This is a genomic window from Nocardia sp. NPDC058518 (assembly GCF_042719655.1).
In the GTDB taxonomy this organism is placed as follows: Bacteria; Actinomycetota; Actinomycetes; order Mycobacteriales; family Mycobacteriaceae; genus Nocardia.
The window spans coordinates 764270-787289 of the sequence record NZ_JBHXNJ010000001.1 but is presented as its reverse complement, the minus strand read 5'-3'; the positions used below and the strand labels follow the sequence as shown (position 1 = coordinate 787289).

The following is a 23020-nucleotide window of genomic DNA, read 5'->3' as shown; positions in this document are numbered from 1 at the left end:
TTTTTTGTGTTTTTTTTTTTTGTTTTTGATTCGGTTTTTTTTTTAGTGTTTTTTTTTGCGTGTTCTATCGAATTCTTGTTGGGGGGGGGCCCCCCCCCCCCCCCGGCGCCCGACGAAGGCGATGCGGCGCAACCGAATTCAGAGCGGCACCGCTGCTCGCGATCCGAAGCCGAGCCGAGCGACCCGGAGCGTTAGATCGCTCGTGACACAGGATACGGAGGCATCCAGGTGGGCCACTACAAAAGCAATGTTCGTGACCTCGAATTCAACCTGTTCGAGGTGCTCGCGATCGACGGCGTTCTCGACTCCGGCGAGTTCGGCGACCTGGATGCCCCCACGATCCGTGCGATGCTGGCCGAATCGGCGCGGCTGGCCGAAGGTCCGCTCGCGGAGTCGTTCGCCGACGCGGACCGCAATCCGCCGACGTTCGACGCGGCCACGCACGCGGTCTCGCTGCCCGAGTCGTTCATCCGATCGACACTGGCCTGGCAGAAGGCGGGCTGGCACAAAGTCGGGCTGAAAGAAGAAGTCTGTGGCACGGTGGCACCGTCGGTGGTCAAATGGGCGATCTGGGAACTGTCCCTCGGGGCCCAGCCGGCGGCGTTCGTGTACACCAGCGGGCCGCAGAACGCCGAGATCCTGCACGACCTCGGCAATGCTGCCCAGCAGCGGTGGGCCGAGATCGCTGCCACGCGTGAATGGGGCGGGACCATGGTGATGACCGAATCGGACGCCGGTTCGGATGTGGGTGCGTGCCGCACCACCGCGGTCCGGCAGGGCGACGGCAGCTGGCATCTCGAAGGTGTCAAACGATTCATCACCGGCGGTGACTCCGACTTCTCGGAGAACATCCTGCATCTGGTTCTGGCGCGGCCCGCGGGTGCCGGACCGGGGACGAAAGGTCTGTCGCTGTTCGTCGTGCCGAAGTTCCACTTCGACACCGGCACCGGTGAATTGGGCACCCGCAACGGCGTTTTCGTGACCGGCCTGGAGACCAAGATGGGACTCAAGGCCTCGGCGACCTGTGAGCTGACCTTCGGTGGGCACGGCGTTCCCGCGGTCGGCTGGCTCGTAGGTGACTCGCACAGCGGGATAGCTCAGATGTTCGAGGTCATCGAGTACGCCCGGATGATGGTCGGCACCAAGGCGATTGCCACGTTGTCGACCGGTTATCTCAACGCGCTCGCGTATGCGAAAACCCGGGTGCAGGGCAGTGATGCGACCAGAACGGCGGACAAGCAAGCGCCGCGGGTGACGATCATTCGCCATCCTGATGTGCGTCGGGGACTGATGGTGCAGAAGGCATACAGCGAGGGCATGCGCGCGCTGTATCTGTATGTGGCTGCGCACCAGGACGCCGGGATCGCGAGGGCGGTGTCGGGTGCCGATGCCGAATTGGCCTTCCACATCAACCATCTGCTGCTGCCCGTCGTCAAAGGCGTCGGATCCGAACGCGCCTATCAGTGCCTGACCGAATCCCTGCAAACCTTCGGCGGGTCCGGCTACCTGCAGGACTATCCGATCGAGCAGTATGTGCGTGACATCAAGATCGACTCGATCTATGAAGGCACCACCGCCGTTCAGGCGCAGGACTTCTTCTTCCGCAAGATCGTGCGAGACCGCAGTGGAGCATTCGCCCATGTGATCGGTCAGATCGCAGAGTTCGTCGAAAGCAGTTGTGGTGGTGTACGTCTGGCGTCCGATCGCGCCTACCTCGCTACCGCGCTCGAGGACATCGAGGCCATGACCGCGACCCTCATGGGCGTCGTGTCGGCCGCGCACCGAGAGCCTGCCGAGCTGTATCGCATCGGGCTGGTATCGGTACGGTTTCTGCTCGCCTTCGGCGACCTGTTGATCGGCTGGCTGCTGATGCGCCAGGCCGCCGTCGCGCTCGCCGCGATCGACACAGCGGGTAGCACCGCGTTCTACGAGGGAAAGGTCGCGGCGGCAGCCTTCTTCGCCAGGAACATGCTCCCTCGACTCAGCACGGTGCGCACCGTCATCGCCGACGTCGACCTCGGCGTGATGACTCTCGACGAGTCGGCGTTCTGACGCCGAGGCATCTGGCACAGCCGGTGCCGGGAGCGGGCCGGTGTCCAGTTCGCGGCGGTGCGTTGGACAGCGGCCCGCAGGTCAACTCACCCCTCGGGGTGCAGTGCGCGGCGAAGTGCGGCGTGCTGCTCTGCGATGATTCGCTCGACCACCTTGACACCGCGAACAGCGGTCGCGCCGTGGAATACTCCGGGATAGAGGCGCAGCTCGGTGCTCACGTCCGCTTGTGCGAGGCGGCGGGCATACTCGATGCCCTCGTCCCGCAGCGGGTCGTATTGGCCTACTTCGATATACGCCGCCGGGAGCGCGGACAGATCAGTCGCGGTGGCGGGTGCGGCATATCGAGTCCAGTCCTCGCCGTCGACCAGTGTTCCGCCTGCTGTGTAGTGCTTCCAGGCGTTGACGGCTGCGGCCCGGGCCAGCATCGGGGTGTCCGTGAGTGTCGTCATGGATTCCGTCTCGCCGCGGTGGTCCACGGCGGGGATTCCGAGCCACTGCAGCCGCAGCGAAGGGCCACCGCGATCCCGGTTCAGCAAGGCGACGGCGGCGGCCAGTCCACCTCCGGCGCTCTCCCCTCCGATGGCCAGCCAGTCGGGGTCGATGCGGAGTTCTTCCGCGTTGTCCACCGTCCAGAGCAGCGCGGCGTAGCAGTCGTGCAGGCCGGCGGGAAACGGGTTCTCGGGCGCGAGTCGGTAGTCCACCGACACCACGACCGCGTCCACCGCGGCGGTCAGTTCGGTCAACGCGGAGTCGTAGTCCGCCGGCTCGCCCGTGACATATCCGCCGCCGTGGAAGTAGACCAGTGCGGGCAGTGAGCTGACCTGTGCGGTGGGGGAATACACGCGCATATTCACCGCGGGTCGGTCAGTGTCGCCGGGCACCGTGTAGTTCCGAATCAGAATTGTGTCGGGAAGGTCCCGCGCGATCGAGCGAGTCATCTCCTTCACCATGGCTCGCGTTGCCACCGGGTCGGCGAAATCGAACGTCGGCAGGGCCGGTACCCACGGCACCAATTCCGGGTCGATAGCTAGGCTCACGCTTCCTCCTTGAATATGTGCGCCACCTACTGTGGTCTGTCTCTGAATTCTCGACGTGGGAGTCGCGATCCACATCCGCCAGTTGGCGGGCAAGAAGTGGCAACAGGGCAACGGTTGGCGGGTACTGGACCTGCGGGCAAGCGCAGATACTCGTTGAAAGCGCTTGGACCACAACAAAGGAGAACGATGAAGGCCGCTGTGTTCTACGGCAAGGAAGACCTCCGCGTCGAGGAGGTGCCGGAATCCAGCCCTGGTCCCGGTCAGGTGAAGTTGCGCAACGCGTTCGCCGGCATCTGTGGCTCCGACCTCCATTTCTATTTCTTCCCGGAAGCCATTCCGTGGGATATGAACGAGCCGCATCCGCTGACCGGTGCCAAGTTGCCCCAGATCCTCGGCCACGAGTTCGCGGGGACCGTCGTCGAGGTCGGCGAGGGCGTGACGGATGTGCAGGTCGGCGACCGTGCCGCGGTGTTCCCGCTGGTGGCTTCCTGTGGTGAGTGTGTGGCGTGCCGTAAGGGTTTGCGTTTCTCCTGCAAGATGATGGGCGCGCTCGGTGCCAACGCGCCCGGCGGTGGTCTGTCGGAGTTCACCACAGTGAACGCCTCGTCGTTGCACCTGTTGCCCGAGAATGTGGACCTGCGGATGGGCGCGCTCGTCGAGCCGATGGCGGTCGGCTGGCACGCGGTCGCCCGCAGTGGCGTCGAGGCGGGCGGTACGGCACTCATCGCGGGCGCGGGGCCGATCGGTATCGGTACGTGGTTCGCGTTCAAAGCGCTGGGTGTGGAGAAGGTGCTCATTTCCGAGCCGAGCGCGGATCGTCGGGCGATCGTCGCCGCGCTGGGTGCCACGGTCGTGGATCCGGTGAACGAGGACCTCGCTGCCGTGATCAGCGAGTTCACCGATGGTGCCGGCGTGGATGTCGCGGTGGATGCGGCGGGAGCCGGTGCTGCGATCACCTCGGCCTTGATGAGCCTCGTCGCCGGTGGCCGCGTTGTCGTCGCCGCGCTGCACGAGCACCCGATGCAATTCCATCCCACCTTGCTCTCGATGGGGGAGGGCGAGATGGTGGGAGCGGTCGGCTATGAGCCGGAGGAATTCGACGCGGTTATCGCCGGTATGGCCGACGGCCTCTACGACACCACCGGCTGGGTGGAGGAGATCCCGCTGACCGGCATCGTCGACGCTCTCCACAAGCTGCGCAACGGTATCGGCGCGAAGATCCTCATCCGCACGGACTGACCACCGAGGGACGACCACTACGAATGAGACAGGAGCGCACTATGGTTCGGCCCTCAGGGGGAACCACCGGTCGTTGCGGGTGGGCGCGCGTCATGAACACCGCCTCTGAAGGTAGGGCCACGGCGTGCGCTTCCCGGTAGAATTTCCGACCGCGACAGGGCAGGGAGTGCGGCGGTCGTGGGTCCGGCGGCACGGTTCCGGAATACGGACACGAGTGTTGGCGATCGCGCTCATTCCTTGTGCGGCACTACTCTTCACTGGGACGATCACGGTTGCCGTTCTCGTCGAAGACGCGCGAGCGGCTTCCCAGTGGTCGAAACTGCTCAATGATGCGGTCGATCCGTTCGTCGCGTTCGCGGTCGCGGTCCAGGGCGAGCGATCACTGAGCCTCGCTGCGCTGAACGGCGACTCGATGTCGGCGGCCGGATTGACGGCGCAGCGAACCAGGACAGATGCCGCGCTCGCGGAGATCGGCCGACGGGCGCCGGAATTGCAGCGACTGGCGCCGGTCGGGGTGGACAGCTCCACCCCGGACATCGCCGAACTAGCCGCGAGCACATCGAGTATCAGACAGGCTGTGGATCTCGGACACACCGATTCTCGCTCAGTCGACGATTTCTACCGGCGACTCACCGGCATCCTCGCCACCGGCCTCGAAGGGCTGGCGAGGGCCGTACCGGATCCATTGACCGCCGCGGAGGAGATCACCGCGGCGGATCTGATCCAGATGGCGGAACTGCATTCCCGCGCGGTTGCCCTCGCTGCCGCAGGCACAGTACGTGGGGAATCGCTCTCTGCCGAGGAACGCCGTGTCGTCGCACAGCTCGTCGGCGGGTATCGACACCAGCTCGAAGGTCTCACCGGACGGCTCACCGCCGACGGCCGGCAGCGACTGGCCCGGCTCGCCGACAGCCCCGAATGGAGAACTGCGACGGGATCCGAGGACCTGCTCGCCGAGCGCGGCACAATCGAGGTCCCTTACGCCGAGTGGCAAGCAGCCGAGCGGTTGGTGGACACCGAATTGATCGGCCTGTTCAGGGATCACGTGTATTTCGCCAACGCGCAGGCCGCGGAAGCCGCCGATCGGTCGATGAACCGACCGATTGCTGCGGGCATCGGTATCGCAGTGGTCGCGATCGGTGCCTTCGCCTTGGCGATGCGGATGGCCAATGGCCTGATCCGCCGGTTGCGTTCGCTGCGTTCGCGAAGTCTGGAGTTGGCCAATGAGACGTTGCCATCGATTGTGCAGCGGCTCCACGATGGCGAGGAAGTCGATGTCGAGGCCGAGACGACGATGCTCGACACCGGGCATGACGAAATAGGTCAGGTAGCCATGGCATTCGGAGCCGCGCAGCGGACAGCGATGGTCGCGGCCGCGGCAGAGGCGCGGACGCGGGACGGGTTCAACAAGGTCTTCCTGGACATCGCACATCGAAGCCAGGTTCTTGTTCGCCGTCAATTGGATGTGCTCGACGTCGCCGAGTCGAAACAGCAGGATTCGGAGCACCTCGAATTGCTCTTCCAGCTCGACCATCTGGCGACCCGGGCACGGCGCAACGCCGAAAACCTGCTCATCCTCGGCGGCGAACAGCCGGGGCGGCGATGGCGGCAACCCGTCGCGCTCGAACAGGTCGTGCGCAGTGCGGTATCGGAGACCAACGATCTCACCCGGGTGAGCGCGATTCGCCTCCCGGAGGCGCACGTACTCGGGGGCGTGGTCGCCGACCTCATCCATCTGCTCGCAGAGCTGATCGACAACGCCACCTTCTTTTCCCCGCCCCAGTCTCTGGTCTCTGTGCACGGGAACCGAGTGGGCCGCGGTGTGGTCGTCGAGGTCGAGGATCAGGGCCTCGGAATCAGATTCGCCGAGCGCGAACGGCTCAACGAACTGCTCAGTGAGCCACCGGACTTCCAGCAGATGGCGCTGGCTGGACAGCGTCATCTCGGACTCTTCGTGGTCAGCCGACTGGCGAAGCGCCATGCCATTACCGTCAGTCTGCAGGACTCGGCCTATGGCGGTGTCAAAGCGATCATCTTGATTCCGACCGATCTGCTGGCGGTCGAGCCCGAAAACCACTCTGAAGAGCCGATTCTGATGCCGCGGACTCGCGCGCGCCACGCATCGGAGGCCGTATCGCGCGGCCACGATGTTGCGCAGCTGCCTCCGTGGCCGGGGGAGGCGTACGAGGAGCTCGTCGGTGCCGACACTGCGCAGTCGGATTCGGTGGCGATCGAATGGCCGGCACCGACCGTGCACAGGGCAAACAATGGCGCGCATCTGCGTGCCCCGCTGCCCAAGCGGCGGAAACAAACCCACCTCGCACCACAACTTCAGCTGGAGGACGAGCCACCCAGTGCGGCCGAAGTGCCTTCGGTAGAAAGTCGACGCCCCGCAGACGAGATTCGCCGCGCGATGTCGTCTTTCCAACACGGCACTTTCCAAGCACGCAACTCCGCGCCACCCCCAACCGATCAGTAACGGATGGTCCAGAAGAATGAACAACGAAGTGACAATCCAGGGCAACAACACGCTGGATTGGATCCTCGACGGCTTGGTCGACCGGACGCCGGGTTCCGAGCGCGCCTTGGTCCTTTCCGCCGACGGCCTGCCGCTCGCTCGCTCGCACACCCTCAGTCGTGAGGACGGCGAGCACCTGGCTGCGATGGCTTCCGCGCTGCACAGCCTGGCTCGTGGCGTAGGCAGTCGCTTCGACAAGGGCGCGCCCCGGCAGACCGTCGTCGAACTCGCCGCGGGCTATCTCCTGGTGACCGAGGCCGGCCACGGTGCGTGTCTTGCTCTGCTCGCCGCGATCGAGGCCGATCTCGGTCTGATCGCCTATGAAATGAACGTCATCGTCGGGCAGGTCCGTGATCAATTGAGCGCCGCGCCGCGCATCCCGTCACACACCATGCGCGTACACCCGACATCGTGAACGAGCGCGGTGGCCGAGAGTGGGAGTTCGCGGACGACCCGGGCGCACTGGTTCGGCCGTTTGCCGTTACCCGTGGCAGAGCTGGTCGAGATCTGCACACGCTCGACATTCTCACGCTGGTCGTCGCGGTGCGATCCGAGAGCGACTTGACCGGTCTCGACCGGGAGTATGCCGAGATCGTTCGACTGTCTCGCGGCAGACCGCTGTCCATCGCGGAGCTGGCGGCTCACCTGGACCTGCTGCTTGCGGCGGTAAAGGTGCTGGTGAGCGACCTGATCCAATCCGGGCATGTCATCTTCCGATCACCGGCTCCGCCATCGAGTGGACCGGACCCGAAACTTCTCCAGGCGGTGCTCGATGGTATTCGCAGAATCTGATGTCGTCGCCCGATCCGAACTCAGCTCGCTCGATGCTGTCAAGATCCTGATCGCGGGCGGATTCGGTGTCGGCAAAACAACATTCGTCACGACGATCAGCGAGATCACTCCACTACGCACCGAGGAGCGGCTATCCGCCCTCGGCGCCGTCGTAGACGATCTCACCGGCGTGGAAACCAAGACAACGACAACGGTCGCCTTGGACTTCGGCCGGGTCACGCTGAGTCAACACCTGGTGCTCTACCTGTTCGGAACACCAGGGCAGGACCGGTTCTGGTTCATGTGGAAGGAACTGTCTGTCGGTGCGCTGGGTGCGGTCGTGCTCGCCGATACCCGACGTCTCGAAGACTCCTTCGGTGCGATCGACTACTTCGAGTCACGCGGTATCCCGTTCATCATCGCAGTCAACTGTTTCGATGGCGCCGATGTGTACAGCGATTTCGAAATCTGTGAAGCACTCGACATTTCGAGTGAGGTCGCCGTTGTGCTCTGCGACGTCCGCGATCGGGATTCAGCCAAGCAGGTCCTGATCCACCTGATCGAACATCTCATGGCGCGATGATCTATATCGAATCCCTCTCGCGCGTAGTAGTGCAAGGCACGTCGCCCTGCGACTGTGAGTGCGGTGAGTGGCGGGTCGAGTGCGGCACTCGTCATCTCGATCTGCTCCAGTTGGCCTTACTGTCAGCGCTGCGCGAATTCTGCCGCGAACGTCTGACGACCACAACGTGAACGCCACGCCGACAATGCTCCGTCGCGAAGCCCGCAGGCGACATGTCATCCTCGCCGCGAGCGAAGTCTTCGGCAATCGCGGCTATCACGGCACCAGCATGGAAGAGGTCTCGGTGCGGGCCGGATTCACCAAACCCATGCTTTATGAACTGTTCTCGGGGAAACTCGAGCTCTACTTGACGGTCTTGCAATCGCATATCGATGCGCTGGTACGCGACGTGCGGCATGCGTTGGCCTCGGGCGACAATCACCAGCGGGTACACGCCGCGGTGCAGGCCATCTTCGACTTCGCCGACGAGGACCCGGCCGGCCTTCGGCTGATTTTCGAATCGGGCGTCAGCAACGAACCATCGGTCGAATGGCGGGTCAGAAACGCGATCGCCGAGTGCGTGGGATGCATTTCCGATGCCGTCATCGACGATTCCGGGCTCGATCCGCACCGAGCGCGCCTACTGGCGGTCGGTCTGCTCGGTGCCAGTCAGATGGCCGCGCGCGAATGGCTGGACTCGGGTCGGCCGATCACGAAGCGAGCGGCGGTCGAGATCACGGTCGGGTTGTGCTGGGACGGACTGTCGAGGGTGCCGCTGCATTCGGATGACTGACGCACCGAGGCACCCGCGGCGCTCAGTACGAGTCGCCGATCGCCAGGAGTCGCGCGCCGATGGTGAGCAGTGTCGTGTCGGCACCGGCGCGTGCGCGCAACGGTGACATGAACGCGATGTCGTTCATCATCGTCTGTGCCGCTTGAACCCGGATGCGAGCGCTGGCCGTATCGCAGTCCGGATGCACCGTGCTGATCAGATGCACCCATTCCGCGACGTATTCGTGCCGCACGTTCGATGACATTGCGCCGCCGATAGGTTTCCCGGTCGAAGTCCGGTGTGTATCTGTTGTGTTCGGGCCCAACGGCTCGGCCTGTGCGTGAAGGGGCGTGGACGGTCGGAGGCCTCATAGCATTCGACGGTCCAGTGAAGCCAGCTTCTGTGGTGAGTCAAGGTAAAAGGTGGCCGATCGGCCCGCGACTCGCGGCAAACCCCGAGCGGAAGCGAATTCAGTAGTCACCCAGACGGCGAAGGAACTCCGCGGCGATGTAGCGCATGCGCCCGGCGGTCGTGCGCACGTCGTAGCCGAGGAGTTGCGTCAAACTCTCATGCTTGGCCTGCAGCGTCGAATGGTGCATGCCGAGTTCGACTGCGGCACTGCGGAGGCTGGGCAAGTCGCAGAGCACCCGCAGTACCTCGGCAGAGCGGGAATCGAGGTGTGCGAGCGCTGTCGCGTCTTCGTGTGGCGAAGTTGGGTTATGGGCATGGGCCAGGACGATCATCGCCCCGAGATCGGTGGCGTCGACGACGGGCGTCGAGGAGTTGGTGAGTCTGTAGGCGATGACCGCTCCATCCCCCGATTCCGGAGCGTGGTCGGCACGTACCCACGTCCCCAAGTCGGCGGGTCCGGGGGGATCGACCCGTCCTCTCATGTCCAGACTCGCTCGGAGGATTCCGTATCGAGTGGGAACGGCTGTCGAGATGCCCGACGGCGCGACACCCACGTCGGTGGCGATGAGCCTGATCCGAGTGTTCGGATCGATGTTGAGGCGGGCGAGCCCGGGTGCTCGTTCGTCGACCGATCATGCCTGATCGATAATGAGGGCGAGCCCGGCGGCCCGGTCGCTCCACGCACCGAGGAGTCCGACCGCGAATGCGAGCCGCTCGATGATCATTTCATCGTTGGCGTGGGTGGCGTCGTCGCGCTCGAGCTACACACTCCCACCCTCGATCGGCCGCTCTGGCCGTCGCGGCCCCGCATTGTCGTCATCGTGCGACGGTGCTCCCCGCGCGAGCGGGGATGAGCCCTGGCAATCCTTCGAGATGCGGATGACCCCCAGGTGCTCCCCGTGCGAGCGGGGATGAGCCCCAGCGGCCCTGCGCGCCTACATGATGAACGACGTGCTCCCCGCGTGAGCGGGGATGAGCCCATCCGCATCCAGTGGGTCGGGCACTGGCAGCAGTGCTCCCCCCGCGAGCGGGGATGAGCCCTTCCGGTCCGATACCTCCGATGAGACCCACCTGTGCTCCCCGCGCGAGCGGGGGATAAGCCCGTCGACCGGACGTTCAGCGGCTGCCCCCACAGAAACTCCACACTTTTGACCGGAATCAATGCGAATTCACGCGAATCGTTGAGAAGTGTCGTTTCGTGAAAGAGCCTGGTACTGAGCCCTATTGGGTCATTATGGGTAGCGTCTAGAAAACTGGAACGCGCGCCAAGTGGTCGCCGGTTCAAATCTTGTCAGCCCGACAGTGAAAACCCACTCTGACCTGCTTGGGTTCTAGGGATCGTCGCAACACCCCAGTTCAGGGGAGATTGCGATGGACTTCCGGATCCGAGCGGATCGGAAACCTCAGGGCCGTAAGAAGTTGCAGGCCGAACGGGCGGAGTATCTCCGTCTTGTGGAACAAGGGTACGGAAACAAAGCGGCATCGAAGATGGTCGGTGTCCACGAGCGCACCGGGCGCGAGTGGCGCAACGGCCGTGACGACCCCAACCGTAGAGTGCTGCCCGTTCGAAACGAGCGGGCGGCCTCTGCCGGGTCGAAGTCGCGGTATCTGACCGAGGACGAACGCATCCACATCGCCGATCGGCGGCGGGAGAACGCCGGGGTCCGCGAGATCGCGACCGAGCTGAGCCGTAGCCCCTCCACGATCAGCCGTGAGATCGCACGCAACGCCACGGTGAGCCCGTCCGGACAGGCCACCTACCGCCCACACGCGGCCCAGTCTCGCGCCGACGCACGACGTCCCCGGCCCAAGCCGAGCAAGGTCAGCCGGTATCCCGAACTGCGGCGATTCATCCAACGCCACCTCGATAAGCGGTGGAGCCCAGAACAGATCTGCCAGGCTGTGCGCACGCATTTTCCCGACCGGCCGGAGCTGCACGTGGTCCACGAAACCGTCTATCAAGCCCTGTATATGCAGGGCCGCGGCGAGCTGCGCCGCGAGCTGGCCCGAGCGCTACGCACCGGCCGCGCCCGGCGCGTTCCGCGCCGGCGGGCCGCCTGTCGGCGGCCTCGTTTCACCCACCCGATGGTCATGATCAGCGACCGGCCCGCCGAGGTCGAAGACCGGGCCGTGTCCGGGCATTGGGAAGGTGATTTGATCGTGGGCAAGGACAACGGATCGGCGATCGGCACCCTTGTCGAACGCTCCACCCGCTATGTGATGCTCATGCATCTACCCCATGGCCGCAGCGCTGAGCTGGTACGAGATGCATTGCAACACACGGTCACTCGACTTCCTGCGCATTTGATGCGGTCGTTGACCTGGGACCAGGGCAGCGAGCTGGGTGAGCACCACCTGTTCACCGTCGCTACCGACATTCCGTCTACTTCTGCGATCCAGGCAGTCCCTGGCAGCGCGGCTCGAACGAGAACACGAACGGCCTACTGCGGCAGTACTTCCCCAAGTGCACCGACTTGTCGGTGCATACCCGTGAACATCTCGACGCCATTGCCGCCGAACTCAACGGCCGCCCACGCCAAACGCTCGACTGGGATACCCCAGCCGAGCGTTTGGCCAAGCTACTCGCGGCCTAAACACCACCACGAGTGTTGCGACGACTCCTGGAATCCGCCCAGGGTCGGAGGGGTTTCGCTTTCGGAGATTCTGGCAGTTATCGGCCAATCCCACAGAACCTCACGTTCGTGAACTCCACGGTCTGCCGAAGACGCGGGAGTGGCCAGCCAGTACGGTGCCCTCGGCGGGTTCAGCGGGATTCGTTTCACACGCCCGGAGAGGTTCTTCGGGCTGGAGGCGAGGTGGCTTGTGCCAGGTTGGGAGTTGCCGCGGCTCGGGTGGTCGAACGAAGCTATTCTTTCGCTGGGTCAGTCGCGGCCGCGGTTATGGAATTATCTTCTTGTGGGACAGGAGCGGAAAGAAGCATCACGGCGAGTCGCGCGCGCACGTCATCTCGCAGGCTCTCGTCGCTGACAGCCGCAACAAGCTCACGCGCGGCACTCAATCGGCGGTCCTCACGGCTCTCTTCGCGTAGCAGTACAGCTTGCTCTGTCATGCTCCGGCGAGCGCGGTTCGACTGGATAAAGAACAGCGACGATGTCAAGTTGATGACTATGCCAGCGGTCGTTGCCACAATGCTGGCATATTGATCCCCGGTGCCAGGTGCGTTCCAGATAGCGAGGGCGATCCCCGCCAGCAATACCAGGGCGCCAATCACCGCAAATGTCAGACTTACGCGAAAACTGTTGCGGGCCTGGGCTAGGCCCTGAGTGTACATCTCACGCAGAATCGCCTCCTGCTTCTCCATCGAGTCGGAGACCCGGACCGCTTCCGCGTCCGGTATCAGGCCCGAGATCGAGTCGACCGTTCCACCTTCCGAGACATTGATGACGATATCCCGGCGAGGAGTTATCTCGTTGAGAATATTCTGACGGACTCGGTCTTCCTCCGCGGAAAAGGTGGGCACCGCCTGCGCGATCCTGCCGAGTGCGAACGTCAAGGCAGCACCGCCGACCAGTGCCGCGATCGACGGAACGTGACCAAGTGCGGCGACGGTCAAACCGATCAGCGTGGCCGATGCCGCGATCTGAAGCAGCATCATGAGAAAGTAGGGTCCTATGTCGAGCACGTACGGCCCGATTCTGCCGGGGCCTCGGACGACAAGGCCCTCCCAGGGCCATGCCTTGTTCCGACGAAAGAACTCGAGCAGGACGACGCCGCTCTGGATGACTCCGCCGACAACCGCCCAGAGCGCCGCAAGTAGTCCGCCTGGCCATGCGGCAACGGTGGCTGAATCGGCCAGTAGAGACACCGTCATAGTGAGATCCTATGCCGCGCTTCGGCTCTCCGTCGTCTGACTGTGTCAACAACGTTCGGCCAGTAGGTTTCTCGAAGTCGCGGACAGGGCAAGTCGAACATCGGTGCGCGAGCTCGCCCTTTGATCGTGATGTCCAGGTCTTGGCGGTGTCACGGGCCACTCGTCAGTGGAGAGCATCCGCAGCCTGCGCGACCAACGAGGCACCATCTTGCAGGCGTCTTCCTCTCATGGGCGACCGCCTTCACGCACCTGACCCAGGGCAAACCAACAGTTCCCGTCCTTTCCTGGGTGCAATTCGTAGACGAAATCGTAGAACCACGTGTGTACGCGGCCGGGTCGTGCGTATCGTGGATGGCAGATGGACGTCTGTGGCGCATGATTCTTCCGGAAGCGGTGGTCGACAGGTGGTCGACGAAAACCACCGTTAGGGGTCGGGCCACTTGCGCGGCCGGTCCGGCCTTTTGGCCCGATGTTTCGGGCCAGTTTGGTCTGCATCGGTGTCCGGCGAACCCGAATATTCACGAGAGCACGATCCGCCCCGTTCTCATGGTCGAGGGGCCTCTGACGTGGCCAACATTGGTGAGTAAGGCCTCCACGACCGAAGTGGAGACTTCGAGGAGTCGCGGCCTGTCGAATGCGGTGTCGAACGTTTCGGCGACCTCAGCGTAGCGGGTGAGCATGCCCTCGGTTCTGCGCCGCGCGTTTCCAGGAAACCCGAAATCGGCGGAGTCCGCCAACACTTTTCCTCCTAGACAGCAATTCCGGTGGCTAATGCATGCACAACCAGCACAGCCGTCACCTTGTGAGTGATCACAGAATGACGGCTGCGCGGGCGTTAGTTGGTGGTCGTTACATCGGTCGAGTCCTGGGTCTATCTGGGTTCGGAGTACGGGTTCGGGATGGCAGTAATGAGTTGGATGTGTTGCGCGGGAAGGCTGTCGGTCAGGGCCAACTGGTAGGAGCGCGGGTTCTGGTTGGTGTCGCGTGCGTGTAGAAGGCGTCGCGAGTCACGGCCGTGGGACACGTTCAGGCTGGCTGCCCATAGTCGCTGAACCTCACTGATCGGGGCCAGAGCACGGACGAGATCTTGTGCCTGTTCTGTGTCCCGGTAGCGGCCCATGGCGCCTTTCAGCATGGCAACCGTCCAGGTCCGTTCGCTCTGAGGATCGATGAGCACGGTCTTGCTGTGCTCGCTGAACAACCACAACGGAATCGATCCGCTGGTGTCGATGCCCGTCACGAGGTCGGCGAATAGGTCGTTGCGTGCCAGTATGTTCCACAGCGGGTCGGTGTATGCGGCAAGAATTCCGCGGGCCTGGAACCGTGCGAGGTTCAGCGCTAGGGCGATGTCAGCGAGTACGTAGGCGCGCAGATGCGCGGCGGGAACGAGGGGGCACGGCGGGGCGGCGAGGTCGTTGAGGTGCGCGATCATCGCTGGGTCCAAGCGGTACCCGCGAGAGATCGCTTCCAGGCTGTTTTTGTGCGGTATCGAGATTCCACGTTCGATGCGCTGGATATGAGAGACGCTGATTCTGAGCATATTTGCTGCCTGGTGGCGGGTCAGATCATTGGCGTCTCGGATCCAACGGCAGGTGGTGCCCAGCGACGGAATCGACACATGAGGTCGAGTTCGATCGCGTCTGCGTCGCCGTTGTAGAGGTGGGTGTGGTCGCGAAATTCCTTCTGGCATAGCTCCCCCCAAGGGAGTTTGTGTGGTGCAAATCACAGAATGAGTAGGTTTGCCTACCGGGTTCCCCCCCGGATGACGAGTTCGGTTTTACCAGAGAGGGTTCCAACCGGCAAGTTTTCATCACGGGGCATTAGCGGACGCCGCTGTTCATCTCTCTCGTCGGCATGCGACTTCATTTGAAGGAAAGTTCATGTCCGAGCGGTCGCAGCTTCTGTGTTGTTTTAAAGGAATCAGTTTTTGAACGGTTAATTACCGAAAGCCCAGCTCGATCCCTATTTCTTAGGTATTCATTTTTTGAACGGCCAATTTGCGGTTAGCTAACGCACTAGCGTCACGCTGGGTTTTGTGGCTTGGATGGAAATCGAAAGTTATTCCATCCAAGAAAGGAAATCTTGTGGATCCGATCGTGATCGTGAGCTACATCAACGCCGGACTGTCGCTACTTGCCAACGGGGCTGCCCTGGCCAACCAGGTCCTCTACCTGGCACTGACCTTCCTCTGACGTTCTCGCCGAGCGACACCGCCGAGCCAGGTCGAACACCGGCCGGCGGTGTCAGGCAGACAACGATCTGAACTCACGCCGCGCCCCGATCCAATCCCGCTGCGGCACAAAAACTCTGCTTCACCCTTCGGCTAGAAAGGGTCGACCGTTCATGCCCAGAAACACTCCGACCACACGCACAGTAGTCGCTCGCGGGCGACACAGAGTCCCCGGTGCTCGTCGAGCCAGCACCCTGCTGTTGGTGGCTGCGGTTCCGGTAGCAGTTGCGGTAGGGACCGCCGCTCCGGCCAGCGCCAACGGGCCGGTAGCCACCGTTGCCGACCAGGGTGGCGTCACCAGCCCGTCCCAGCCTGGCACCGAAACATCCACGCCACCAACAGCTCCCGAATCTGAACCTGAGCACGAACCGGCGCCGCCGGTGTACTACGAACAACCCGCCGAAGTTCGCAACGGGCCATCGCGACCCGCGCCGAGCGTGGTCGAACCAGTCGAGCCCGTACGGATAGAAGAGCTCCATCTGCCAGAGCCTGTCGAACAGGTCGCCCCGATCGCGCCGCCGGAGAACACGATCCGGATAGGGGAGTGGCAGACTCCGAGCCCGGAATGGTTGCCGGTAGAGGTTCGCGACACCATCAACAACACCGCAGCAGGCGCCGAAGCGCAGGTCGCGACCGCGCTGGACTCGGTCGGTATCCCAGCGGGGCGCTCTGATCGCGTCAGCGGCGCGGTCCTGGGCGGTGCCGGACTGGGCGGCGCGGCGGGTACGACCGTACTCGGTGCACCCGCGGCTGCTGTCGGTGCGACGGTCGGTGCGCTTGTCGGCGGCACGGTCGGCGGGATCGCTGGTGCCGCACTGGGAATCGTGATCCCGGTCCCGATCATCGGACAAGCCACTAGCGGAGTCGCGGGCACCGCACTCGGTGCCGCTGCCGGAGCTGCGGCGGGTGCCGCGATCCTCGGAGTGCCTGCCGGTGTTGTCGGGGCGGCGGTCGGTGGAACGATCGGCGCCGGCTTCGGCGCTGGCGTGGGAGTCGGCCAGTGACCACGAGCGCGGGAGGTCGGGCCGTCGCGGTGGCCGTCGCGATGGTGGGTGCGGCGGTATTCACCGCCGTCTCGCCTACCGGCGCCGCAGACGCGGTTCCGATCGATGGGTGCCCGGCCTTGTTCGTCCTCGGTGTCCAGGGCACCGGCCAGTCGTCACCAACCGCGGACCCACTCGCGGACACCGGTGTCGTCGGATCGCTGATCGGGCCGGTGATCTCGACGGTTCCCGGTCTCGTTCAGCGCGCCTATGTCGGCTACGACGCGGGATTCGGAGGCATCGTCCCCGGCGGGGGCTCGGATCCCTACGTGTCCTCGGTCTCGGGCGCCCGAGCCAATCTCGATGCCGCTGCACGCCACGTCGTCGAGGCGTGCCCGACCACGATGCTCGCCGGGATCGGCTACAGCCAGGGCGCTCAAGCAGTGGCGAGCTTCGCGCGTGACGTCGGTGCAGGGATCGGTCCGGTCTCGGCGGAGCACGTCGCGGGGATCGCGTTGTACGCCAACCCTGATCGTGGCGAGCTCGAACCTGTTTTCCCCGGGCGACCGGGCCAGACGGTGCCCGACCCCGCGCCCGGCACCTCGGGTGCGGCGGTGTCGATGGTGCAAGTGCTCGCAGCACCGGCAGGGGGAGCGGGCATCGCGACCACCTCTGACGGGTACGGGGCCTTGACCGGCAGAGTCGCCGACATCTGCAGCGACGGTGACCTCGCCTGCTCGGCTCCCGGACAGGCATCTGTGCTTCGCCTCGGTGCCGAGATCTTCGCTCAAGCCGACCTGACCAATCCAGTCGGGGCGATCTCGACGCTGAGCAGTGGACTGTCAGAAGCGCTCGGCGACGCGTGGAACACGTTGATCCTCAATGATTTCCAGGTGCGGAGCGGCGACGTCGACTATGTACCCCAAGCCCGTCTCGGTGATCGGTTGGTCGATGCCGGCGACCTGCGCGTGCCTGCTGCGGACCCTGCTGCGGCGGGTGCGCGGTGGAGCGAGATCGTTGCCGCCGCACTGGTGAATCCGGTGGTGGTGGTGCCGAAACTGATCGCCCAACTCGGTGCTGCATGGAGTCAATTGGCAGCAGAGAACGTCGAGTTGATCAACCCGGGCACCTGGGTCCGGTTCGCCGACACCGTTGGGCGACACAACGGTTATGCCCTGACCGGGCAAATGAATTCGGGCACCGCCTGGATGATCGCCCTCGCTCACGACCTCGCCGGGGCCCCGTCATGACCGGCACCCAGCAATCCGACGCCTTCTACGCGAACACACCACTGGGATCGAGCGGAGCGCCCGGGCAGATCCTGCGCGTGCGCAAGGTCGACGTGCCTCATTTGCCAGGAGTCGGCAGCGCGTGGCAGTTGATCTACACGACCCGCGCCAGTTTCGGTGCCACGGTCCCCGCGTCCGGCATCGTCTTGGAACCGAAGACCCGGACCGGCAACGGCGCCACGCGACCACCCCTGGTGGTGTACTGCCCGACCTTCCACGGCCTCGGCGGTCGGTGCGCCCCCTCGCAACTGCTCACTGCTGGCACCGAACCCGATGCCAGCAGTATCGCCGCGGCCTTGGCCCAGGAATGGATCGTCGCCGTGCCCGACGGGATCGGTCTGGGCATCACCGACACACAACCGCACCACTTCCTCGCCGCACAAGCAGGCGCGCACGCTGTGCTCGATATCGCCCGCGCGGTGTCACGACCCGCGGCCGGAAAGGGCGGGCCATCGCCGGTGGCGGTGTGGGGGTACGCCGACGGCGGCCGAACTGCCGTCGCGGCAGCCGAATGGCAGCCCACCTACGCCCCTGAACTGGACCTACGTGCGGTCGCCGCAGGTGCGGTGATCCGTGACCCGGGAGCGCTGATCACCGATCTCGAGGGTGGCCCATGGGCGGGGATGGCGTTCGCGGGAATGGTCGGGTTGATGCGCGCCTACGCGCACCTGCCCGTCGATCACCTGTTGACCGACGACGGTGTTCGCGCCGTCGCCGAAGCGTCGGGTCTCGATCTCGCGAGCTTGTTGGTGGAGTACCCGCACCCATTGTCGGTGTGGTGCGAACGCCCTGACCCGTGGAACGACCCGGTCTGGCGGTACGTGCTGGACCACGAAGTACTCGGCACCGAAACACCGTTGGTGCCGGTGCATCTTTATCACGCGGCCCTCGACGGGCTCGTGCCGATCGACTCCGCGCGGGAACTGTTCGCTGAACTTATCTCCCGTGATGTGGCGGTGTCGTGGTCGGAATACGACGTCACCCACCTCGGCGCCGCCGATGTCGGTGTCCCCGACGTCTTCACCGCCCTGCGCGAGGGATTTGCCCGCCCTTCCGGGCGACCCGACCCAACCCGAGCTACCTGACGCGCCGGCCCGCGCCGATTCCCCTCCTCGACGCGGGCAGGCCGATCGCCCACGACCCGAAAGGACGTCGAATCCGATGAACCGTCACACCATTGATTCCACAGCCCGCGCCGTCGCAGCTGTGTCCTTAGCCGTAGCCCTGACGGTCACCGGGTCGTCCATCGCTAACGCCGACCCCTCGTCCACAGGATCGCCCCACCCGGTCACCACCAGCGCACCGGTGAAGTCGACCTGCCCTGTTCTCTACGTCCTCGGCGTGCAGAGCAGCGAGGAGGGCGCGGCCACGAGCGTGGACACCGGCGACTCCGGAATTCTGGGCCAGGCCTTCGGACGGATGGCGAACACCGCTGGCGGGGCGATCGAGCGGTCCTACATCGTCTTCGGATCCGAGGTCGGCTCAGCGACCTACTCCGCAGCGGTCACCGCGGCGGCGGATCAGATCGAACAGCGGACAACCGAGGTGATCGACCGGTGTGCATCGACGCGGATCGCGGTCGCCGGATACGCCCAAGGTGCCTCTGCGGCCTCGACTTTCGCCGAAAACATCGGGACGGGACGGTCCCGAGTGCCCGCCGACAAGGTGGCCGCAGTCGCATTGCTGGCCAACCCCTCCCGCCGAGCAGCCACCAGCGCCCTCCCCGGCACCGACAACGCCAGCGTGCCGTCGGCGGCACCCGGCACCAACGGCGCGAACGTCGCCACGATCAGCCTGACCAACACCGGGCTGTCCGGTGCCGGGATCGCCGCCACCGCCACACCGATCAGTTTCGGAACGCTCGTGGGCCGAGTCGCTGACTTGTGCGTGGCCGGTGATGCGACCTGCGATGTCCAATCAGGAAGCCCGCTACTGACCGCGGTCTCCAATATCGCCGACCAGACCGAGGGCAAAGACCCGGTCGCCGCCATCGCCACCGTCGCCCAAGCGCTGGCCTCCACCGCGTTCAGCACCGCCGTCGGCGTCGTCAACGACGACATCTCCGGCACGAGCCTGGACCAGGTCTCGTATTCGCCGAGCCAAACCCTTGGCCAACGCCTGGCCGCGGCATCGTCGCCGACCGCCGCCACGGTGACCGAGTCCGATGCGCTCTCGGCATTGTTCAAGGTCGGCACCATCGGCCTCAACGCCGTGATCTCGGTGGCGCAAAAGGTCTTCACCGCCACCACAATTGCCGAGCTCGCCGCAGTCGGACTGTCCAACCCCGCGGCCGCGGTCGCCGTGCTCGGCACCAAAGTGGCCGAGGCCGTGGTCGATCTGGTCCCGCCCCAGTCGCTGAGCACCTGGGTCAACGACGCCTTCGACGCGATCACCACCACGATCACCGACACCCAAGACCTCTACGAAACCTCAGCCACCGCCCAATACAGCGACTCCACCGGCCGACGCAGCACCTACAGCACCATCCCCGCGACCACCAACGGTCAAACACCGCTGACCGTGACGGCAGCATGGTTCGTCGCCCTCGGCCGCGATATCGCCGCCAGCGAACCAGCGATCGCACCGACGACTCCCGGTAGCGCGACGGCGACCACAACGACCCCGCCATTGGTGACGGCGAATCCCGGTTCCACACAGCCGGTTTCGCCTTCAACAATGGCGCCCACAGGCACTGAGAGTTCGGTGCCGCACCCCTAGACCCCTTCGGAGCACGGGGCGGACCCACGCCTATCCCCCTGGTCAGTGGCCCTTCCAGCGGCGTGCTCCGAAGGGCCCACTCCCAACCCCGATCCCACGCGAGGAGGTGAACCACATGCCCAACGGCGACCTGCTTCCCGGCCACGGCGCCGGATGGCTGGACCCTGTCGACAGCGACGACGGACATTCTGAACAAGGCCCGCCGACGCAACTCAACCCCGCCGCCAGTCGGACCATCGCGCCCGGCAACCGAACCAGAAAGCACTCCCGCACAGTACTGTTCGGCACTGGTGTCGTGGGGACGCTGACAGGCGTGGTCGTTGGAACAGCAGTCCCCTTGATGCTCGACACTGCCGCACCGACAACGACGATCGCAAGCCTGGCGCCGACTGCGCCCAGCACGACCGCCGCACCGCCGGTGATGGCCTGTGTCGGGGTGCGCTCGCGGACCGTCACCGACGGTCCGGGCGACACCACGACCGTTGCCGGCGTGATCGCGAAGTTCGAACACGCTTACTACACCCAACGCAACGTCGAAGCCGCACTCGCGCTGGTGGATCCACAAGCCGGGGTCACCGGCGAAGGACTCACCGCTGCTATCGCGGCGCTGCCCGCTGGTGCGACCCATTGTGTGGGCATCGACGTGATCGCCGCCAACACCGCCGAAGTGCACCTGGTCGAACTGCATGTCGATGGCCGTCGCCTGGACTACCTCCAGCTGATCAATGTCGCCGCTTCCGCCCCCGGGTTGGTCATCACCAACATCCAGAAGCGAGGCAGCTGACATGTATGCGCTGACCGCCCACGAGCCACGTTCTCTGGCCAACGAACACCACCGACTGGACCCTGCCACGGTGAACAACTCGGGCAGCCGGGCTGGACATCGATCCGATCCGCTGCCGACCACCGGTGCGCATCCGCCGCTGGTCGCGATCGTCGGCGCCCATGGCGGCGCCGGTACCTCGACGGTGGCCCGCTGGTGGGCGCCGGCGGCGGACTGTGGCCAATGTTGGCCCGGTTCAACGGTAACGACACAGTTGGTCGTCGTGGCGGCACGACTGTGCCTGCCCGGGTTGATCGCCTGCGCTGAACGGCTACGGGAATGGCACGCCGGAGCAGCGCCTGACGGCGTCGACATCGTCGGCGTGGTCTTGACCGCGGCCCGGCCAGGCCGCATCCCTGCACCGGTGCGCCGCTACCGCGCGGTCGTCGAAGACCTCACCGAGGTGGTGTGGGAGATCGGCTGGCACGACGAGCTCGTCGAACGCGAACTCAGTGAACTCGCTGTCTTCACCCCATCAGACCCCGAGCCCCCGCGCCGGTCGCGACCACCCGACGCCGTACCCGCTGATGTGTATCGGGCAGGAAGTGAGCTCATCGGCGCGCTCACTCGGGCACTGAAAGGCCCTGGCAGAAAACAGGATTCGGAGATCAATCCATGACCGCACTATCCGCAATCGGAGACAGCCTGTCGGTGCTGGCTCAACAAATCACGGTCAACCCAACCCGGCCGCCCGGTGGGGACAAACTGACCAACCTTGTCGGCTACTTGTCTTGGCTGGTGATGCTGGCCGGAATCGCGGCCCTGATCTATGCCGGCGGCAAATTCGGATGGGAACGCTGGCACGGCGGCGCCGTCGAATCACCCAAGATCGTGTTCGCGGCCCTGGTCGGCGGCATCATCGCGACCTCTGCCGGCGCGATCATGAACGCCGCCGTGAGCGGGACGTCCTGACATGACCACGCCACACACCGACCCCGAATCCCACACCCGCAACGACGCCGGGCAAGCGTTCACGATCACCGCGTCCGACGGCGCACCACTGAGGGCGACCCGCTTCGGAAATCCGAATGCCGTGTTGACCGTCGTCTACCTCCACGCACCGCTCAGCCGCGGTACCTACTTCTCTTCGCTGATCAGCGAACTCGACCAATCCTACGGCGGCCCCCACATCGCACAACTGACCTATGACCAGCGAAGCCCAGGCACCACCGCGACGACACGGACCAGCAGGGCTGAAATGGCACAACTCGTCGATGACGTGACGGCTGTGCTCGCCCACATCAACGGGCGGGTGGTGTTGGTGGTCCATTCGCTGGCGGCGATCCTGCTCCAGGAATGGCTCTACCACGGTCGTCACGACGAGCCCCTCGTCCACGCGATCGTGGCCATCGCGCCGGTCACCGAACTACCCGACCACACCCGCGCACTGACCGCGAACCCAACCGCCGCAGCCGACCAGGCCACCAACCAGTTGATCGTCGACCTCGTCACAGCGCTCGGGGTCAACGACCACATTCAGGGCGAGGCAGTGCTGGAGTTGGCCCGTCAGACACTGTTGCCATATCGCCGGTGCGGCGCCGATGTAGCGGTGGTCGAGGACCTCTTAAGGGCCACGCCGACATGGGTCGTGGTAGGACGAGCAGACCGCATCGCTGGGTTTTCCAGAGTCGAAGAGTTCGCGGCCACCGTGTGGGCCGAACTGATCGACATCGAGGACGCCGCACACGACCTCGTTCACACGCACCCCTCAGCGGCCACCGAGGTCGTACTCGATGCGCTCTTCGTCGTCGACGACCCCAGCCTGTACGGCGATGACACGTGA

General features: G+C 64.8%; 20 protein-coding genes and 2 pseudogenes. 17 read left to right on the top strand and 5 right to left on the bottom strand.

What is annotated here, in order from left to right:
- The first annotated feature begins 228 nt into the window (after nt 1-228).
- A complete protein-coding gene (locus ACFWPX_RS03450) occupies nt 229-2052 on the top strand; it encodes an acyl-CoA dehydrogenase (protein ID WP_378925600.1) in 1824 nt (607 codons plus the stop codon).
- Between the two features lie 86 nt (nt 2053-2138).
- Here ACFWPX_RS03450 and ACFWPX_RS03445 read toward each other — a convergent pair whose 3' ends face one another.
- Nucleotides 2139-3089: an alpha/beta hydrolase gene (locus tag ACFWPX_RS03445; RefSeq protein WP_378925598.1), complete on the bottom strand. Its 951-nt coding sequence runs from the start codon at nt 3087-3089 to the stop codon at nt 2139-2141.
- A 186-nt stretch (nt 3090-3275) separates the two neighbouring features.
- Between ACFWPX_RS03445 and ACFWPX_RS03440 the strand changes: the two genes are divergently transcribed.
- The 7 genes and pseudogenes from ACFWPX_RS03440 to ACFWPX_RS03410 all read left to right on the top strand — a co-directional run bounded on the left by ACFWPX_RS03440 (nt 3276) and on the right by ACFWPX_RS03410 (nt 8972).
- Nucleotides 3276-4328 (top strand): alcohol dehydrogenase catalytic domain-containing protein, encoded by a 1053-nt coding sequence (locus ACFWPX_RS03440; RefSeq protein WP_378925594.1) that lies wholly within the window; start codon nt 3276-3278, stop codon nt 4326-4328.
- Nucleotides 4329-4740: 412 nt separating this feature from the next.
- Nucleotides 4741-5268: pseudogene (locus ACFWPX_RS03435) on the top strand (nitrate- and nitrite sensing domain-containing protein); the annotation flags it as partial.
- A gap of 69 nt (nt 5269-5337) precedes the next feature.
- Nucleotides 5338-6807, top strand: a complete 1470-nt coding sequence (locus tag ACFWPX_RS03430; RefSeq protein ID WP_378926124.1) for a sensor histidine kinase — start codon at nt 5338-5340, stop codon at nt 6805-6807.
- 16 nt (nt 6808-6823) lie between these two features.
- A complete protein-coding gene (locus tag ACFWPX_RS03425; RefSeq protein WP_378925592.1) occupies nt 6824-7261 on the top strand; it encodes a roadblock/LC7 domain-containing protein in 438 nt (145 codons plus the stop codon).
- A complete protein-coding gene (locus tag ACFWPX_RS03420; protein WP_378925590.1) occupies nt 7258-7638 on the top strand; it encodes a DUF742 domain-containing protein in 381 nt (126 codons plus the stop codon). The genes ACFWPX_RS03425 and ACFWPX_RS03420 overlap by 4 nt, the downstream gene beginning before the upstream one ends.
- Nucleotides 7619-8200, top strand: coding sequence for an ATP/GTP-binding protein (locus tag ACFWPX_RS03415; RefSeq protein WP_378925588.1), 582 nt, complete (start codon nt 7619-7621; stop codon nt 8198-8200). Before ACFWPX_RS03420 ends, ACFWPX_RS03415 begins: the two co-directional genes overlap by 20 nt.
- A 166-nt stretch (nt 8201-8366) precedes the next feature.
- Nucleotides 8367-8972: a TetR/AcrR family transcriptional regulator gene (locus tag ACFWPX_RS03410; RefSeq protein ID WP_378925586.1), complete on the top strand. Its 606-nt coding sequence runs from the start codon at nt 8367-8369 to the stop codon at nt 8970-8972.
- Nucleotides 8973-8994: 22 nt separating this feature from the next.
- Here ACFWPX_RS03410 and ACFWPX_RS03405 read toward each other — a convergent pair whose 3' ends face one another.
- Nucleotides 8995-9216, bottom strand: a complete 222-nt coding sequence (locus tag ACFWPX_RS03405) for a hypothetical protein (RefSeq protein WP_378925584.1) — start codon at nt 9214-9216, stop codon at nt 8995-8997.
- Nucleotides 9217-9421: 205 nt separating this feature from the next.
- Nucleotides 9422-9844, bottom strand: a complete 423-nt coding sequence (locus ACFWPX_RS03400; protein WP_378925582.1) for a hypothetical protein — start codon at nt 9842-9844, stop codon at nt 9422-9424.
- 1006 nt (nt 9845-10850) lie between these two features.
- Here ACFWPX_RS03400 and ACFWPX_RS03395 point away from each other — a divergent pair.
- Nucleotides 10851-11956: pseudogene (locus ACFWPX_RS03395) on the top strand (IS30 family transposase).
- 272 nt (nt 11957-12228) lie between these two features.
- Here the strand turns inward: ACFWPX_RS03395 and ACFWPX_RS03390 are convergent.
- Nucleotides 12229-13194, bottom strand: a complete 966-nt coding sequence (locus ACFWPX_RS03390) for a hypothetical protein (RefSeq protein ID WP_378925580.1) — start codon at nt 13192-13194, stop codon at nt 12229-12231.
- Between the two features lie 871 nt (nt 13195-14065).
- Nucleotides 14066-14812, bottom strand: a complete 747-nt coding sequence (locus ACFWPX_RS03385) for a helix-turn-helix domain-containing protein (protein WP_378925579.1) — start codon at nt 14810-14812, stop codon at nt 14066-14068.
- 815 nt (nt 14813-15627) lie between these two features.
- Between ACFWPX_RS03385 and ACFWPX_RS03380 the strand changes: the two genes are divergently transcribed.
- From ACFWPX_RS03380 to ACFWPX_RS03345, 8 genes are all read left to right on the top strand, one after another.
- Entirely contained in the window at nt 15628-16428 is an 801-nt protein-coding gene (locus ACFWPX_RS03380; protein WP_378925578.1) for a hypothetical protein, read from the top strand.
- Nucleotides 16425-17657 (top strand): cutinase family protein, encoded by a 1233-nt coding sequence (locus ACFWPX_RS03375; protein WP_378925576.1) that lies wholly within the window; start codon nt 16425-16427, stop codon nt 17655-17657. The genes ACFWPX_RS03380 and ACFWPX_RS03375 overlap by 4 nt, the downstream gene beginning before the upstream one ends.
- Nucleotides 17654-18781, top strand: a complete 1128-nt coding sequence (locus ACFWPX_RS03370; RefSeq protein ID WP_378925574.1) for a lipase family protein — start codon at nt 17654-17656, stop codon at nt 18779-18781. The genes ACFWPX_RS03375 and ACFWPX_RS03370 overlap by 4 nt, the downstream gene beginning before the upstream one ends.
- A gap of 220 nt (nt 18782-19001) precedes the next feature.
- Nucleotides 19002-20414 carry a cutinase family protein gene (locus tag ACFWPX_RS03365; protein ID WP_378925572.1) on the top strand — a complete coding sequence of 471 codons (1413 nt, stop codon included), beginning with the start codon at nt 19002-19004 and terminating at the stop codon, nt 20412-20414.
- 115 nt (nt 20415-20529) lie between these two features.
- Nucleotides 20530-21198, top strand: a complete 669-nt coding sequence (locus ACFWPX_RS03360) for a hypothetical protein (protein WP_378925569.1) — start codon at nt 20530-20532, stop codon at nt 21196-21198.
- Nucleotide 21199: 1 nt separating this feature from the next.
- On the top strand, nt 21200-21856 hold the full coding sequence (locus ACFWPX_RS03355; protein ID WP_378925567.1) for a hypothetical protein: 657 nt from the start codon (nt 21200-21202) through the stop codon (nt 21854-21856).
- Nucleotides 21853-22149 carry a hypothetical protein gene (locus ACFWPX_RS03350; protein WP_378925566.1) on the top strand — a complete coding sequence of 99 codons (297 nt, stop codon included), beginning with the start codon at nt 21853-21855 and terminating at the stop codon, nt 22147-22149. Before ACFWPX_RS03355 ends, ACFWPX_RS03350 begins: the two co-directional genes overlap by 4 nt.
- 1 nt (nt 22150) lies before the next feature.
- Nucleotides 22151-23020, top strand: coding sequence for an alpha/beta fold hydrolase (locus ACFWPX_RS03345; RefSeq protein ID WP_378925564.1), 870 nt, complete (start codon nt 22151-22153; stop codon nt 23018-23020).